Source organism: Mesorhizobium sp. Root695 (genome assembly GCF_001428185.1).
Taxonomy (GTDB): Bacteria; Pseudomonadota; Alphaproteobacteria; order Rhizobiales; family Rhizobiaceae; genus Mesorhizobium.
The window spans coordinates 637,897-651,915 of record NZ_LMHO01000023.1 but is presented as its reverse complement, the minus strand read 5'-3'; the positions used below and the strand labels follow the sequence as shown (position 1 = coordinate 651,915).

Genomic DNA, 14,019 nt, shown 5'->3' with positions numbered 1-14,019 from the left:
GAGCGGCCGCGGCGCTTCTCATGTCGCATGATTTCGCGCAGTGCAAGCATTGTCGGCTGATCCAGGTCTCAAGGAGCTGTGATCGGCAACAATAAATTCATTAACAGACGGTAGAGGCTTGAGTGGCAGGATTGCAATCCAATCGCGGAGCGAGGAACCGTGTCGCGCAGCGTCGGGCTTGCCCACATCATCCGTCAGGACGACGGCACCTCCACCGGTGTCTGGGGCATCTACACGCTGCAAAGCGCCTTCCAGCCGATCTTCGCCTTCAACGAAGGCAAGCTCTCGGTGGCCGCGTTCGAAGGGCTGATCCGGCCGTTCCGCGACGGCGAGCCGCAATCGCCGATGAATTTCTTCTCGACCTGTCCGGCCGCCGACCGCCTGCATATCGAGGCGCTGACCAGGACGTTGCATCTTCTGAACGCCGGCGCCTGCCTGCCGCAGGAGGCGTCGATCTTCGTCAATTTCGACCCGTCGGTGTTCACCGAGCGCACCGTTGCCGATGTCGCCTTGCGGGAAATGCGGCTGGTGCTGCATGAGGCCGGCATCGATCCGCGCCGCGTCGTCTGCGAGGTGACCGAGCAGCGGTCGACGTCGCAGGAAACCCTACACAGCTTCGTCGCGGCACTGAGGGCCAATGGCTTTCGCATCGCCGTCGACGATTATGGCGCCGACGATTCCGACATTAACCGCATCAAGGAGCTGAAGCCGGATATCGTCAAGTTTGACGCCTTCTGGATCACCCAGCTGATGGAATCCGGCGCCGGCTTCGCGCTTTTGACCACCATGGTGAAAAGTTTCGAGGAGCAGGACATCCGCACGGTGTTCGAGGGCATCGAGGAGGGCTGGCAATTGGAGCTTGCCGAGAAATCGGGAGCGTCGATGGTGCAGGGTTTCGTGCTGGCGCGGCCTGAACTGGCGCCGACCAGTTTTCGCGTCTTCGACAAGACCAGGCAGGCATCTGTCGCCGCCGCTGTCGGCGACACGCCTGATCCCGCCCCGGCACCGCATTCGGCGCGGCCGGTGAAGGCGTTCGGGCGCAGGGTGGCGCCATGAGGCCTGAACGGCGGCGTAATGTCGGCGATGCGATCCAGGTCGACGAAGTCGGCATCGAATACGGCATCTATGGCGAGTTCCGGCTGCGCAGCGCCTATCAGCCGATTTTCGCGCCGCGTGGTCGGTTCCTTCACGCGGTCGCGGTCGAAGCGCTGATCGAGCCGCACCGTGCCGGTCGGCCCGGCGCACCGCGGGTTTTCTTCGAAAGCATTGCCGCCTCGGACCGGCTGTTTGTCGAGACCATGTGCCGGGCGCTGCATCTCAGGAATTTTCGCAACATCGGTGTCGACGGGCTCGATCTGTTCTTCAACTACAATCCGCTGATCAACGACCATCCCGGGCGAGCGCTGGCCGAGATCCGGCTGATGACCAGGCATCTCGCCGATTTCGGCCTCGTGCCGGCCATGCTGGTCTGCGAAATCACGGAACAGGCGGCCGATGACGCGCTTCTAGCCCGGCTGGTGCGCGAAATGCGGCGCGACGGCATCCGCATCGCCATCGACGATTTCGGCACCGGGCACTCGACCGAGGAGCGGGTGAGCCTGCTCAGGCCCGACATCGTCAAGATCGACGGCACCTGGTTCGCCGAGTTCTGCCGCCACGCTGCCGCCGAGCGGTTCTTCCGCCCGCTGGTTAACAGCCTGCATGACCGAGGCGCCAAGGTGCTGGTCGAAGGCATCGAGCAGCCCACCCATCTGCGCGTCGCGCTCGAAGGCGGCGTCGACCTGCTGCAGGGTTTTCTTCTCGCCCGTCCGGCCTTGGCCGGCACGGTATTTGAGGAAAAGCCGCTCGTGATCGATGCCTTGTTGGGTAGAGACAACAAGGTTGTGCCGCTTTTCGGCTAGGCAACCTTGGCGATTGGGGGGACGCTGTACCACCAGGTTTCGCCAACTGCCTACGTTGCACGCGCCACACATCAGCGGGGCTGATGGTCGCGCCAAAACAAATCATTGGTTGAGGGCGCCGCCGCTGCGATAGTTGCGCCAGTGGAGACAGCGCTCCGGGGAACAGCCATGATACTTTACGGCATGATCGACAGCGGCAATTGCTACAAGCCGCGCCTGCTGATGGCCAAGCTTGGCCTTGCCTTCACCAATGTCGAGGTGAGTTCGCACACCGGCGATACGCGCAAAGCCGACTTTGTCGCCAAGAACCCGAACGCCATGGTGCCGCTGCTCGAGCTCGATGATGGCCGGCGGCTGGCCGAATCCAATGCCATCCTGCTCTATCTCGCCGAAGGCACGCGCTTTCTGGCGGTCGACAGATATGAGCGCGGGCTCGCCTATCAATGGCTGTTCTTCGAACAGTACAGCCACGAACCCTACATCGCCGTGCGCAAGGCGCTGCTGACCTTTCCCGAAAGAGCCGCGGATGCAACGCCTGAGCGGTTGGCGGTGACGCTGGAGCGCGGCAACAAGGCGCTCGGCGTGATGAACAAGTATCTGGAAAACAACGCCTTCTTCGCTGGCGGCGCGCTCAGCGTCGCTGACATCGCGCTCTATGCCTACACGCATACGGCAGAGCAGGGCGGCTTCCAGCTCGACGCCTATCCGGCGGTCGCCGCCTGGCTTGGACGAGTGGAGGCCGATCCGGGGCATGTGCCGATCGAGTGGCTGCCTTAGTTTTGTCCTCACGCCGTCGCCGCTTCGCGGCTGCTCCGGACGGGGCGCGCCAACAGGCGCGACGCCCGGTCGGGCTTGCGGCCTTCGGCCGGGGGATGGTTGGCTGAGGTATTGACTGCGCAATTCAGAGAGGACGGGCCCGGCCCGCGCGAACTTCAACCAAAGCCTTCTCTGCAAGCTTATCCAATCTACCGGCCTTGGCGTCGGCCTCGATCTGCTCATCCCAGATATCTCCCTGAAACGCCTTGAACCATTTGGCAAACGCCTTCAGTTCTTCGGAGCTTAGGGCTGCGACAGATTTTTCGATCTGTTCGAGCTTAGTCATGAAATGGAAATAACATGGTTGGCGTTGCGAAGCGAAATCGCTCAACCCCAGACAAACAAAAAGGCGGGATAAATCCCGCCTTCCCATTTCGGTAGCCTGATCCGGAGCGTCCGGTCCGGGCTGGCAGCTATCTGCTGATCCAGCGTGTCGGGTCTTTCCGCTCCAGCGCGCTTCTCACGCGACTGTCAGTACATCCGTGACTTGCCGCGCGCCCCGAGCTCTCGCCCGGCGCGCACTTCGCAAAATCAGGCTGCCTTGCTCAGAGATCCAGCGGACGACTTGCCAGTGCGGCGGTCCTGCTCGATCTCGAAGTTGATCTTCTGGCCTTCGACCAGGGTCGACAGTCCAGCACGCTCGACAGCGGAGATGTGGACGAAAACGTCCGCGCCGCCGGCGTCAGGCTGAATGAAGCCGAAGCCCTTGGTGGCGTTGAACCACTTGACCGTTCCAGTTGCCATTTTAGATAGTCCTTCAACATTTGCTTTAGTTTGACCGGACCGAGGTCCAGCCGGTGTGCATCGAGATTTTGGAGATAGACGTCAGCAAACGCGAAGATCGCGAGGCCCGGATCGATCGGCCGAAATATCAATGGAACGCATATAGGCCGGTTTCGCATAAAAAACAAGACTGCGTGAGAAAGCCGTGATCGAGGCGCTGCCCAACGGCTGCCCCAATCTGCTGAAAACGTTGCGACAGATCACGCTGTTCTTGAGCGGCGGATCAGGGGAGAGCACCATGAAAACCATTCTGCTTGCCGCCTGCCTGACGCTGGTGGCCGCCGAAGCGCAGGCGATCTCGCGCTACGACCCGACCCGCATGAGCTGCGGCAAGGTTCAGGCAACGATCGCCCGGCAGGGCGCCGTCATCCTGCGCTACCAGTCGACGCGGGTGCCGGGATTGCCGCTCTATGACCGCTATGTGCAGAGCCAGCAGTTCTGCACCATGGGCGAGGTGAGGACGCGCGCCTATGTGCCGAGCGCCGACACCAGGTCCTGTCCGGTCTATAACTGCAAGCGGCCGGACAATGAGCGGCATTTCCGCCGACGGTTCTTCCATAACAATTAGGCATCTGCCTGCATCAAAACCCGAAGGAGACCTGCGCCGGGGGCGGCGGGCCGACACGCACGCCTTCCATGGCCAGCATCTTCTCCTTGGTGACCGAGCCGCCCGGCGCCGAGAAGCCGCCGATCTTGCCGCCGGCGGCAAGGATGCGATGGCAAGGGATGACCAGCGGCACCGGATTGGCGCCAAGGGCGGCCCCGGTCTCGCGGGCGAGACCGGCATGGCCGGCGGTTTTGGCCAGTTCGCCATAGGTGGTGGTTTTGCCGAAGGAGAGTTTTCGCGCCGCGTCGTAAATGGCGAGGCGGAAATCGTCGACGCCGTCGAGATCGACCGGCACGGCGGAGAAATCGACGTCCTCGCCCGCCGCATAGGCCTTGATCGCTGCGATCAGTTCGACCACCCATGGCGGCTGGGCCGTGGAGGCGGAAACGCCGCCATGGCGCAGCAGGCGCCGCTCCACCGCTTCGCGGCTGCGTTCGGGCAGGCAGAGCCGGATCAGGCCCTTTTCGCTCCAGGCAATGCCCATGAAGCCGATCACTGTTTCTAACACTGCGTGGCCGGCCGTGATCGAAGCTGTCGTGTCCATGATGCGTTCCTTTCCGCAAAGTGGCGAAAACCGGGATTCGTCCCAGTACATATCCAGAACAATATGGCATCAGACCCCTGGTCTTGCCACCCGAAAACCACCTGATGGCCCCGATTGCCGCTCATGAACCGCTGGTGTAAGGGATTTCTTAACAACCGGACAAATCGGACCCGAGCGCGGCTTGCCAGCAAAATTCAACCTTATCGCGATCGGCGTGATCCTGGCCGCCGCCGGCATCAGCGGCTGCACGTCGACCTCGCAGATGAAGTCCGCGCCTGCTCTGACCGAAACCGCGACCGTCGCCGGCACTGACGCCGGCTTCACCGTGCCGCTGCCGGAGACGGTTTCGGTGCTGCCGGAATCGTCGGGTATTGCCCCCGTTCAGACAGCCGAATTGCCGCTCGATCCCGCCGCGCAACCGGCGGCAGTGACCGCCGCCTTTGCTGGATCGACACCCGCGGCACCAGCCGTGCCCGCCGTGATGACCGCCAATGCCTGGCAGGCGCCCCCGCCGGCGGATGCGGCTGAGCCGGTCAAGGCGGCCGAGAGCGATACGACCGCAGGGCTGGTCATGCCGGCGACCGCCAAGGGCGACCGGATGCCTGGCGTCCAGCAGGTCGCCTATGTCGTGCCGCAGAATCCGGCGGCCCTGGTGCAGTTCCCGACAGCACCTGTGGAAGAAGAGCACGCCACGGGCGTGCGTGGCGATGTCGAGCGGCTGATCGAGAAGTACGCCGTTCTCTACCAGGTGCCGGTGGACCTGGTGCGCCACGTCGTCAACCGCGAGAGCACCTTCAACCCGAAAGCCTACAACAACGGCCATTGGGGGCTGATGCAGATCAAGCACGCGACGGCGCGCGGCATGGGCTATGACGGACCGGCCAAGGGCCTGTTCGACGCCGAGACCAATCTGAAATACGCGGTGAAGTACCTGCGCGGCGCTTGGCTGGTGGCCGGCGGCAACGCCAAGCGCGCCGACTGGCTCTACCAGACCGGCTATTATTACGACGCCAAGCGCAAGGGCCTGCTTGAAGCGACCGGCCTTGGCCGCGACCGCCAGCGCCGCCGCCTGCAGCCCGACGCCTGAGCGCGATGCCTGAACCGCGCCCGCCGGCTCTGAACGACGTCCGGCTGCGCAAGATCCTCGACGAGACGCTGGTTCCTCCGCACTGGCCGGAGGGCTTTGTCATGCGCAGCTTCGAGCCCGGCGACGCGTCGGCCTTGCATGCGCTGTTGACCGAAGTGTTCGACGACGGCGCCGATGGCCCGTTCGATGAGTGGTGGCCGCGCATATCGGTTGATCCCGAATTCGACCCGGCACTGTGCTTCCTCGTCATCGACGCCAAGGGCCGGCTGGCGGCGGCGGCGCTGTGCTGGACCCGCGCCTTCGTCAAGGACCTTGCCGTTCATCCCGAGGCGCGCGGCAAGGGCATTGCCGAAGCGCTGATGTGGCACGCCTTCGCCATTTTTCGCGAACGCGGCGCCGACCATGTCGACCTCAAGACCAACACGGTCGAGAACGCCGCCGCCGTCCGGCTCTACGAGCGGCTGGGCATGATGCCTGTCGCCTGGGAAGGCTAAGAGACTGTTGGAAATTCTACTCTGGCGGCCATCTGATGGCGTTTTCTGCGCTTCCGGTGCTCACGTACCCAAAAGTACGCTGCGCTCCGGGTCTCGAAACCACCACCATATGACTCGCCAGAGCGAATTTCGAAACAGTCTCTAGGGCCGGCAATACAGCCGCGTGATTTGGGAACCCAAAGCGCTGCTTCGCATTCAATGGAGGGTGGGGTCTGACAAGCTGCCGGCGCGTGGGAGGATTTCCGTCGCCGGCTGCAGAGCGACATCCATCAAACTCTTTGCTCCGGGCTCGGTCGCTCCATGTCGATTGGTTGCGGCGGTTTTCCAGCGCATTGTGAACCGCTTCACATAGACGGCCGCCGGCCAATGCTAACGTTGCGTCACTACACCATTTCAGCCGATCCGGGATCGTCGATTGGCTGGGCACAGGGGGAGGCTGCACCGGCTTGCGTCAGCTCCTCCATGGCGGGTTCCGGGGCGGGTTTCGGAACCCGCCTTCTTGCGCGATCTTCTAGATATCCGGTGCGTTGCCGATCTTCTTCTTAAGCTCCAGCGCCCAGGCGCGGCCCTCGTCGCCGCCCCACAGCAGCCAGGCGATGTAGCCAGCCGACGGGTTTTTCTCATTGCCGTAGTTCCTGCCGCGCTTGTCGACCTCGTGGCGGGCGAAGTAGCTGACCATGCGGCGGATGGTGGAGGGGGCGAGCTTTTCGCGGTTCTTCAGTTCGGTGGCGCGGGCCACGCCGATCTCGGTGCCGCCACGGCCGAATTCTCCGCGCAGCCTGAGGCCCTTGGCGGCATTGTCGGCCACCACTTGCGGGCAGCGCAGGTCGATCTCTTCGTCGTGCATTTCGTCCCCTAGGCGCGCAAGCTTTAACCCGCGGTGAGAATGCCGGAAAAGCCGGACGGGTTCCATCGCCGAGTATTCGGAAAGGAACTGTCGACCAAGGCGGCAGGCCGCATCTTGCCTGCACTCATCCGGTTGCTAAGCTTCGCCTGCGTGGGGGCTTTGCCAGAACCGGAGGAAAACACGATGCGGCTTCTGCTCTCCAGCCTTGCCACCCTGATGCTTGCCGCTCCGCTCATTGTGAGCCCCGCGAGAGCCGCCGACGACTGCGCCAATGCGCAGGACCAGGCCACCATGGACGAATGCGCCAGCAAGGATTTCGACGCAGCCGACAAGAAGCTCAACCAGGCCTACAAGCAGATCGAAGGCCGGCTGAAGGACAATGCGGGGTCGAAGAAGCTGCTGGTCGATGCGCAACGCGCCTGGGTCGCTTTCCGCGACGCCGAATGCGCCTTCCAGGGCGGCCCGCCCGAAACCGCCGGCAGCGTCCGTCCGATGGTGGTCGCCAATTGTCAGGCGGGGCTCACCAACCTCAGGCTGAAGGATTTTCAGGGCTATCTGCATTGCGAGGAAGGTGTGCTGGACTGTCCGGTGCCGGCGGCAGAGTAGCGTTTGTCCGCGCTCTCGGGAGGTATGCTCCTCGCCGCCACGCGGCGTACAAAAATGTCGGAACCGATCGTCGCCAAACGTCCTTGGGTCGCAGAGCAACCGCGCCGGGACGCCGGCGCCGCGACTTGAAGGAGCCGACCATGATCACCTTTCCCAACGAATCCGCCAGATACCGCACCGCGCGTGAAAAACTGCTGCGCAAGGAAATCGAGCTGCGCCGCGTCATGGAAGAGGTCGCCGAGGCTCGGCGCGCGCTTCCGCCAGGCGGGCCGATCCGCCAGGACTATGAGTTCGACGCGCTGGATGCCCATGGAAGGCCGGCCAAGGTCAAACTGTCGGAGTTGTTTGCCCCGGGCAAGGACTCGCTGATCCTCTATAACATGATGTTTCCCCGTCATCCGCAGGAGGCGCGCGAGGTGGCAGCGAGCGGCGGCACGGCGAGGCTTGCGCGACAGGACCAGCCATGCCCGTCCTGCACGGCGCTGCTCGACCAGTTCGACGGCGCGGTCGGCCATCTCCAGGCAGCTGGCTTCAATTTCGCTGTGGTGGCCAAGACCAAGCTCGAAAACCTGGTCACGCTTGGCCGCGACCGTGACTGGCGCAACATGCGGCTGGTGTCGTCGGCCGGCAACAGCTTCAAGCGCGACTACAATGCCGAGGATGCCGACGGCGCGCAGATCCCGCTGCTGTCGGTGTTTCATCGCGACGCCGACGGCATCCGCCATTTTTGGAGCTCGGAGCTCGGTTTCGCACCAACGGAACCCGGCCAGGATCCGCGCGGCCTCGGAACCTGCGAGATCCTGTGGAACTTGATGGATTTCACGCCAGAGGGCCGGCCGAACTGGAACGAGCAGCTGCAGTACGGGTGTTGCCATTGAGGGGCAGGTTCGCCTTCCCTTCTCCCCTTGTGGGAGAAGGTGGCCTCGCGAAGCGAGGTCGGATGAGGGGTGTTCCAGTGAACGCCAACTTTACCTATTGTCCCGCAATGCCACACCAACCCGTCCTACCAGACAAAAGGCGTTCTGCCCGAACCTTACGACGCGAACCGACCGAGGCCGAGGACAAGCTTTGGCATGAGCTACGCGGTCGAAAACTCGACAGAATCAAGTTCCGTCGCCAAGTGCCGATTGGACGGTTCATTGCCGACTTTCTGTGTGTGGAGGCAATGCTGATCGTTGAGATAGACGGTAGCCAGCATGCGGATTCGGGCCGTGATCGTGAGCGGGACGCCGAACTGAAACTGCGGGGTTTCCGCGTATTACGCTTCTGGAATGATGATGTGTTGCGAGAACTGGATTCAGTCTGCGACACCATCATCGCCTATGTTCGGGACACAAGTTTGCAACCGTGGCGGTGATGGCGGTGCCTTCTCGTCTTCCGGCGTTGGTGGGTGGCTTTGAATAGGGCGTATCGCCAAGCTGGAGCACCCCTCATCCGACCGAGCTTCGCTCGGCCACCTTCTCCCACAAGGGGAGAAGGGAAGGGCGCTAGATTGCCACCATCAATCCATGGAGGCACCCATGCCTAAGATCGACCTCTCATCCGTTTCCATCCGCAAAGGCTCCGGCTACCCCGCACCCTTCGACGCCCCCTGTGCCGACCGTACCCGCCGCCGCCTTGGCGATGCCGGCGGCCTCACGGATTTCGGCGTCAATCTGATGACATTGCCGCCCGGCGGCTGGTCCAGCCAGCGCCACTGGCACAGCCATGAGGACGAGTTCGTCACCGTTCTGGAAGGCGAACTGACGCTGGTCGAGGATGGCGGCGAGACGCTGCTCAGGGCCGGCGACTGCGCGACCTTCGCCAAGAACAGCGGCAACGGCCATCACCTGATCAACCGGTCCGCCACGACGGCACTCTACCTGGAGGTCGGCTCGCGCAATCGCGACGATGTCATCACGTGCTCCGATATCGACATGATGAGCCCGAGTTCCGACGGGCGCTTCCTGCACAAGGATGGAACGCCCTATCCGGGGCAGAGGTGAGCCCTGGACCATGCGTCGCCGCTGGTGTTTCGCCGGTGCCGGGATAAGCTCCCTGCGAACCCAGGGAGGAGTGCCATGAAGAAGGAAATTATCGAAGTGCCGGTGCTGTCGGCTGCCGTGCGGGCGCTCGGCGTGCCGCTGTCGCTGGTGACCAGGGCCGCGGGGCTGGTCTTCGTGTCCGGCACGCCGCCGCTCGATATTGCGACCGGCAGGCTGGTCAAGGGCGACATCGAGGTGCAGACCGAAGCGTCGCTGAGGGCGCTGAAACACTGCCTGGAAGCGGCCGGGACATCGCTCGATAATGTGGTGATGGTGCGCATCTACGCCGTCAATTCCGGCTTCTACAACGCCATCAACCGCGTCTATGCCAGGCATTTCCCCGACAATCCGCCGTCGCGAACCTTCGTGCCAGTGGCGTGCTGGCCGATGGAGTTCGATATCGAGATCGAGTGTGTGGCGGTGGCGTGAGGGCGCCTCAATAGAGCCTCGTCTTTCCATCCCTGTCGATGATGTCCTGCATCTCGGCAACGCCAAGCGCCAGCTTGCCATGCGCCACCATTGCCTGGGCCAGCGACGGGACGCATGACGAGTCCGGCCATGTCTCCTGGCGCCAGAGGCCGGCCCGCACCGTGCTCTTGGCGCAATGCAGGAAGGCTTGCCGCACCGTGACCAGGAGGACGAAACGCGGTTCCTTTCCATTGACCGGATAGCGGGCGAGCAGTTCGGGGGCGCGGCTGATGCGGCCTTCTCCGGCAACGCGAAGCGTGTCGGTGTGGCCTGGAATGAGGAAGATCAGGGCAAGCGAAGGCTCGGCGATCAGGTTCTCGTAGCTGTCGAAACGGCCATTGCCGAGACGGTCGGGAATGGCAAGTGTCCTGGGATTCAGCACATCGACAAAGCCGGCGGGATCTCCCTTGGGGGAGAGATCGAGCAAACCGTCGCGCCCCCGCGTCGCCAGGACGAGATAGGGCGACATCGAGATGAAGGTCGCGCAAATCGCGTCGATATGGTCGATCGTCTTGTTCGCCACCTTCTCGCCCACCGGACCGACGATCTCGCGAAGCTGGGCCACATCAGTCAGAATGTTGGGGTCGGCCTGCGCCATGGTTCGAACCCTCCCTGGATTGCCGCAACGGATGCCGTCGCGACGCGGAGGCAATGCTTGCACCGGATGGGAGGGCCGACTAGTCCAGAAGCTGGACTGGTCGTGGCGCGCGCGCAGGCCTATACAGGGCAGGCAGTCTGTTTTCCGACGCAGCGGACCGGTGCAAAATGCAGGAACGCAATGGCTACGGTCAGTATTGTCCGCTCTCGATGGCGGCGGAGATTCTGTGCACCCGCTGGACCGTGCTGATCCTGCGACAATTGCTCGAAGGTGCGAGCGGGTTCAACGAGATCCGGCGCGGCGTGCCGCTGGTGTCGCGCACGCTGCTGGCGCAGAGGCTGAGGGAGTTCGAAGCCTTCGGGCTGGTCTCGCGCGGCAGCGAAGGCCCCGGCAAGCCGGCCGCCTACCGGCTGACGGAAGCCGGCAAGGCGCTCGGCGAGGTGGTGCGCGCGATCGCGGTCTGGGGGCAGGAATGGATCGATGTCGAGCCGTCGCTCGCCGATGTCGATACCGATTTCCTGATGTGGGACATCAGGCGCCACGTCCGCCGCCTGTCCAGCCTGCCCGACCGTTTCGTCGTGCGCTTCCATTTTCCCGACGCGCCGGAAGGCAAGCGGCTGCACTGGCTGGTGTTCGAGCGCGGCGAGGTCGATCTCTGCTATGTCGATCCGGGCTTCGAGATCGACGTGCAGGTCGAAGCCGCGCTGAAAACCATGGTGCGCATATGGATCGGCTCGCAGGGCCTCTCCGGCGCCCTTGCCAGCGGTGACATCCAGATCGATGGCCCGCGCAAATACACGTCCAATGCGGCTGATTGGCTGGGGCTCGGCTCTCTGGCCGCGATACAAAAACGCCCGGCGGAGTTGCGTGTGCTGCGGGCGATTGGATAGGTCGCTGAAGGCGCTGAAACATTGCCTGGAAGCGGCCGGCACCTCGCTGGAAAACGTAGTGATGGTGCGCATCTACGCCGCCGGCTTCTACAACGCCATCAACCGGGTTTATGCGAAGTATTTTTCGGCGAGCCCGCCGGCGCGGAGTTTTGTACCAGTGGCGTCTTGGCCGATGGAGTTCGATATCGAGATCGAGTGTGTGGCGGTGGCGTGAGGGTGAGCCTGTTCCTAGATTTCATCAGAGATCTTTTTCATGAGGGACTTAAGCGAAATGCTCTCTTCTTCCGCAAACTCGGCGACGATTAGATCTCTTATCCGCACCGCCCCGCCTCTGCCGCTAAGACCAGAAAAATCTCCACCGTTCGACCAGTTCCAACTTTTGCCAGAACGCAAAACGGCTAACATATCATCAGGTTTGTAGCCGCCCTTTGCCAAGGCTCTATCGATGACTTCAGCGCCTAAAAAGCAAACGCCCCAAAAACCCGCACCACGCAGCATCACATACTGCCTTGGTGATGTCCAAACTGAGGGTTCCCATTTTTTTAGCGCAGAAAGGTAATTTTTGATAACTTTTATCTGTATGTCGATGTCATCTATAGCTGTCAGTCTAGTCGGCCTAGAGAACATATATTCAATACCGCTCTTTAATGTTCTAAGAGGCACGATTTTTGCAACGTCTTTCGCTCCGCCATAGAAAACCATTCCCTTCAGAGGGCTATCTGAGTCTTTTGCTAGGCGATCTGCAATATATAGCTTTGGGTCTCGTGTCGCAAGCTCACTTCTATCGCTTAGGCGCACCTTTATATTCTCAAGATGGCTGGTATTCATCCTTCTCTGGTTGTTATTTATGTCCCGGAAAAGCTTTATTTCTTGTTCTAGAGTTAGGTTTACAGCCAAACAAAACGAGACGATTTTAGTTATGGGTGGATATCCTTCAGAAGTGCCATCTGCGTAGTGAAGGCGATGGTTTCCGTCCACGCGTGAGATCAAGATCTTCGAGCTTGATGAAATCAGATCTACGTCAACCGAAAGCGAGCCGATCACTGAATTAGGAGTTCCTGCAAAACTCCAAACAGCTGAGTCGCGTGCGCTCAAAAAGATCTCAGGCCAGAATGCCAGTTCCTCTTGCCTAACGTACAGGTACGCATCTCGCGCGTGTTTTGGGCTTAAATCTCGCTGCGTGCCGGTCGGATTTTTATGTGCATCATAAATGTCTGCTTTGGAGAGCGCTGATAGATCACAAAGACGAGCAAATCCTCTGATGACTTTTACGCCGAGAACCTCATCAGAAATAGCCTCTATCTTGAGCTTTCCGCTCTTTATAGCATGTTCCATCTACGCTACCCTCTGCTCGGTTCCAAGTATGAGTTTATTCAAATGGTTGTCCCATTCGGTTTTATTTCTAACTGTCAGAAAATTCATTTTGTACAAAATTGATAGTTTTGCAATATCTACTATTTTTTCCCACTCATCTTCGAGTTTTTCTTTATTCTTAACTTCACCTCCGTGAACTATCGCGCTCCTCGCGTCGTACAGAATTTTCATCAGTTCGAAGGCGGGATCTCTTTTATCTATTTCAATAGTAGATATTATAGCATTATAAAGGGAAAATCTGAACTTAATTTCTTGAGAGGATGAGAATAGCGACTCCAAGCAAATAGCCATATCGATTACCCTGCTTGGAAAATCAGACCGTATTATTCCTGAAACAAATCGATCGAGTGTGATCACCATACTCTTATCTGAGTTGACCGACTTGAGAGATGAAACTAATACGGTATCAATCTCTTTTGATTTAGCTGCGTTTTTCAATTTGAAATCGATGTCGCCTGCCTCAGATGACAAGATCCGATTGGCAAGAGGTGTCTCTCGAAGGATCTTAAATTTTCGCTTTTTCTCCGTGGTAAAGACTCTATCACACGTTATAGCTCCTTCGTCGGCGAAGAAATTTAACGAGAACGAAAGGCATAGGCTGATATTCTCAAGAGTGTGAGTGGCTATTGCATCGTGATCATGCGGTATTAAGAAGCATTTCTTCTTCGGCGTAACGATAGAAGCCAGAGAAGAGCGAAACCCGATAATGGACCCAAGGTGATCGTCCTGAATTTGCTTCAGGATTATTCCACCTGCTAGCACGATAGGGAAACCTTTTTGCAGGGTGCAATTTCTATTCGCCACCAGAAATATAAGAGGTTTCTCCATATGGAATGTCACTCTATTTCGTGAGAATTGAATATCTCAGAAAGCTAAAATTTGCCGAGGTCTTTTGCAAGTGATAACGAGATTGAGGGTCGGACACGGTCCATCTATGCCCTCGGTTCCGAAGGGTTTTACTCATTGCGAGAGGAACAGGG

Annotated in this window: 19 protein-coding genes and 1 pseudogene; 13 read left to right on the top strand and 7 right to left on the bottom strand. The window is 60.3% G+C overall.

The genetic code is table 11. The features are described from left to right. The first annotated feature begins 159 nt into the window (after nucleotides 1-159). The 3 genes from ASD99_RS22250 to ASD99_RS22240 all read left to right on the top strand — a co-directional run bounded on the left by ASD99_RS22250 (nucleotide 160) and on the right by ASD99_RS22240 (nucleotide 2,678). A complete protein-coding gene (locus ASD99_RS22250) occupies nucleotides 160-1,056 on the top strand; it encodes an EAL domain-containing protein (RefSeq protein WP_056595407.1) in 897 nt (298 codons plus the stop codon). Beyond that, a complete protein-coding gene (locus ASD99_RS22245) occupies nucleotides 1,053-1,901 on the top strand; it encodes an EAL domain-containing protein (protein WP_056595403.1) in 849 nt (282 codons plus the stop codon). The genes ASD99_RS22250 and ASD99_RS22245 overlap by 4 nt, the downstream gene beginning before the upstream one ends. A 168-nt stretch (nucleotides 1,902-2,069) precedes the next feature. Beyond that, a complete protein-coding gene (locus ASD99_RS22240; protein ID WP_057144875.1) occupies nucleotides 2,070-2,678 on the top strand; it encodes a glutathione S-transferase family protein in 609 nt (202 codons plus the stop codon). Nucleotides 2,679-2,802: 124 nt separating this feature from the next. Here the strand turns inward: ASD99_RS22240 and ASD99_RS22235 are convergent, their stop codons facing one another. Together ASD99_RS22235 and ASD99_RS22230 are read right to left on the bottom strand one after the other, a co-directional pair. Continuing rightward, nucleotides 2,803-3,003, bottom strand: a complete 201-nt coding sequence (locus ASD99_RS22235; protein WP_057144874.1) for a hypothetical protein — start codon at nucleotides 3,001-3,003, stop codon at nucleotides 2,803-2,805. A gap of 245 nt (nucleotides 3,004-3,248) precedes the next feature. Beyond that, on the bottom strand, nucleotides 3,249-3,461 hold the full coding sequence (locus ASD99_RS22230) for a cold-shock protein (RefSeq protein ID WP_010910991.1): 213 nt from the start codon (nucleotides 3,459-3,461) through the stop codon (nucleotides 3,249-3,251). A gap of 277 nt (nucleotides 3,462-3,738) precedes the next feature. Here ASD99_RS22230 and ASD99_RS22225 point away from each other — a divergent pair, with 277 nt between their 5' ends. Beyond that, a complete protein-coding gene (locus ASD99_RS22225) occupies nucleotides 3,739-4,068 on the top strand; it encodes a hypothetical protein (protein WP_056595968.1) in 330 nt (109 codons plus the stop codon). A gap of 13 nt (nucleotides 4,069-4,081) precedes the next feature. Here ASD99_RS22225 and ASD99_RS22220 read toward each other — a convergent pair whose 3' ends face one another. Next, nucleotides 4,082-4,651: a methylated-DNA--[protein]-cysteine S-methyltransferase gene (locus ASD99_RS22220; protein ID WP_056595399.1), complete on the bottom strand. Its 570-nt coding sequence runs from the start codon at nucleotides 4,649-4,651 to the stop codon at nucleotides 4,082-4,084. A 181-nt stretch (nucleotides 4,652-4,832) separates the two neighbouring features. Here ASD99_RS22220 and ASD99_RS22215 point away from each other — a divergent pair, with 181 nt between their 5' ends. Next, nucleotides 4,833-5,738, top strand: a complete 906-nt coding sequence (locus tag ASD99_RS22215) for a lytic transglycosylase domain-containing protein (RefSeq protein ID WP_057144873.1) — start codon at nucleotides 4,833-4,835, stop codon at nucleotides 5,736-5,738. Between the two features lie 5 nt (nucleotides 5,739-5,743). Then, nucleotides 5,744-6,232 (top strand): GNAT family N-acetyltransferase, encoded by a 489-nt coding sequence (locus ASD99_RS22210; RefSeq protein ID WP_057144872.1) that lies wholly within the window; start codon nucleotides 5,744-5,746, stop codon nucleotides 6,230-6,232. A gap of 511 nt (nucleotides 6,233-6,743) precedes the next feature. Here the strand turns inward: ASD99_RS22210 and ASD99_RS22205 are convergent. Next, a complete protein-coding gene (locus ASD99_RS22205) occupies nucleotides 6,744-7,079 on the bottom strand; it encodes a hypothetical protein (protein ID WP_056595393.1) in 336 nt (111 codons plus the stop codon). Between the two features lie 183 nt (nucleotides 7,080-7,262). Here ASD99_RS22205 and ASD99_RS22200 point away from each other — a divergent pair, with 183 nt between their 5' ends. From ASD99_RS22200 to ASD99_RS22180, 5 genes are all read left to right on the top strand, one after another. Then, nucleotides 7,263-7,685, top strand: a complete 423-nt coding sequence (locus tag ASD99_RS22200) for a lysozyme inhibitor LprI family protein (protein WP_056595391.1) — start codon at nucleotides 7,263-7,265, stop codon at nucleotides 7,683-7,685. A gap of 140 nt (nucleotides 7,686-7,825) precedes the next feature. Further along, on the top strand, nucleotides 7,826-8,563 hold the full coding sequence (locus ASD99_RS22195) for a DUF899 family protein (RefSeq protein ID WP_057144871.1): 738 nt from the start codon (nucleotides 7,826-7,828) through the stop codon (nucleotides 8,561-8,563). A 107-nt stretch (nucleotides 8,564-8,670) separates the two neighbouring features. Then, complete coding sequence (locus ASD99_RS22190; RefSeq protein WP_057144870.1) at nucleotides 8,671-9,042, top strand: endonuclease domain-containing protein; 372 nt, start codon at nucleotides 8,671-8,673, stop codon at nucleotides 9,040-9,042. A gap of 163 nt (nucleotides 9,043-9,205) precedes the next feature. Next, nucleotides 9,206-9,670: a cupin domain-containing protein gene (locus ASD99_RS22185; RefSeq protein WP_057144938.1), complete on the top strand. Its 465-nt coding sequence runs from the start codon at nucleotides 9,206-9,208 to the stop codon at nucleotides 9,668-9,670. Nucleotides 9,671-9,745: 75 nt separating this feature from the next. Next, the gene (locus tag ASD99_RS22180; RefSeq protein ID WP_057144869.1) at nucleotides 9,746-10,138 is read left to right on the top strand and encodes a RidA family protein; all 393 of its coding nucleotides are present in this window, start codon (nucleotides 9,746-9,748) and stop codon (nucleotides 10,136-10,138) included. 7 nt (nucleotides 10,139-10,145) lie between these two features. Here ASD99_RS22180 and ASD99_RS22175 read toward each other — a convergent pair whose 3' ends face one another. Then, nucleotides 10,146-10,775 carry an MSMEG_1061 family FMN-dependent PPOX-type flavoprotein gene (locus ASD99_RS22175; RefSeq protein ID WP_056595382.1) on the bottom strand — a complete coding sequence of 210 codons (630 nt, stop codon included), beginning with the start codon at nucleotides 10,773-10,775 and terminating at the stop codon, nucleotides 10,146-10,148. 167 nt (nucleotides 10,776-10,942) lie between these two features. On the opposite strand from ASD99_RS22175, the gene ASD99_RS22170 reads away from it, so the two are divergent. Further along, complete coding sequence (locus ASD99_RS22170; protein WP_082583383.1) at nucleotides 10,943-11,665, top strand: winged helix-turn-helix transcriptional regulator; 723 nt, start codon at nucleotides 10,943-10,945, stop codon at nucleotides 11,663-11,665. Further along, nucleotides 11,661-11,879 (top strand): annotated as a pseudogene (locus ASD99_RS22165) (RidA family protein); the annotation flags it as partial. The gene ASD99_RS22170 and the pseudogene ASD99_RS22165, both read left to right, overlap by 5 nt. A gap of 14 nt (nucleotides 11,880-11,893) precedes the next feature. Here the strand turns inward: ASD99_RS22165 and ASD99_RS32640 are convergent. Both ASD99_RS32640 and ASD99_RS22155 read right to left on the bottom strand, forming a co-directional pair. Next, a complete protein-coding gene (locus ASD99_RS32640) occupies nucleotides 11,894-13,000 on the bottom strand; it encodes a DGQHR domain-containing protein (RefSeq protein ID WP_082583381.1) in 1,107 nt (368 codons plus the stop codon). After that, a complete protein-coding gene (locus tag ASD99_RS22155) occupies nucleotides 13,001-13,867 on the bottom strand; it encodes a HEPN domain-containing protein (protein ID WP_057144867.1) in 867 nt (288 codons plus the stop codon). Between the last annotated feature and the right edge of the window lie 152 nt (nucleotides 13,868-14,019).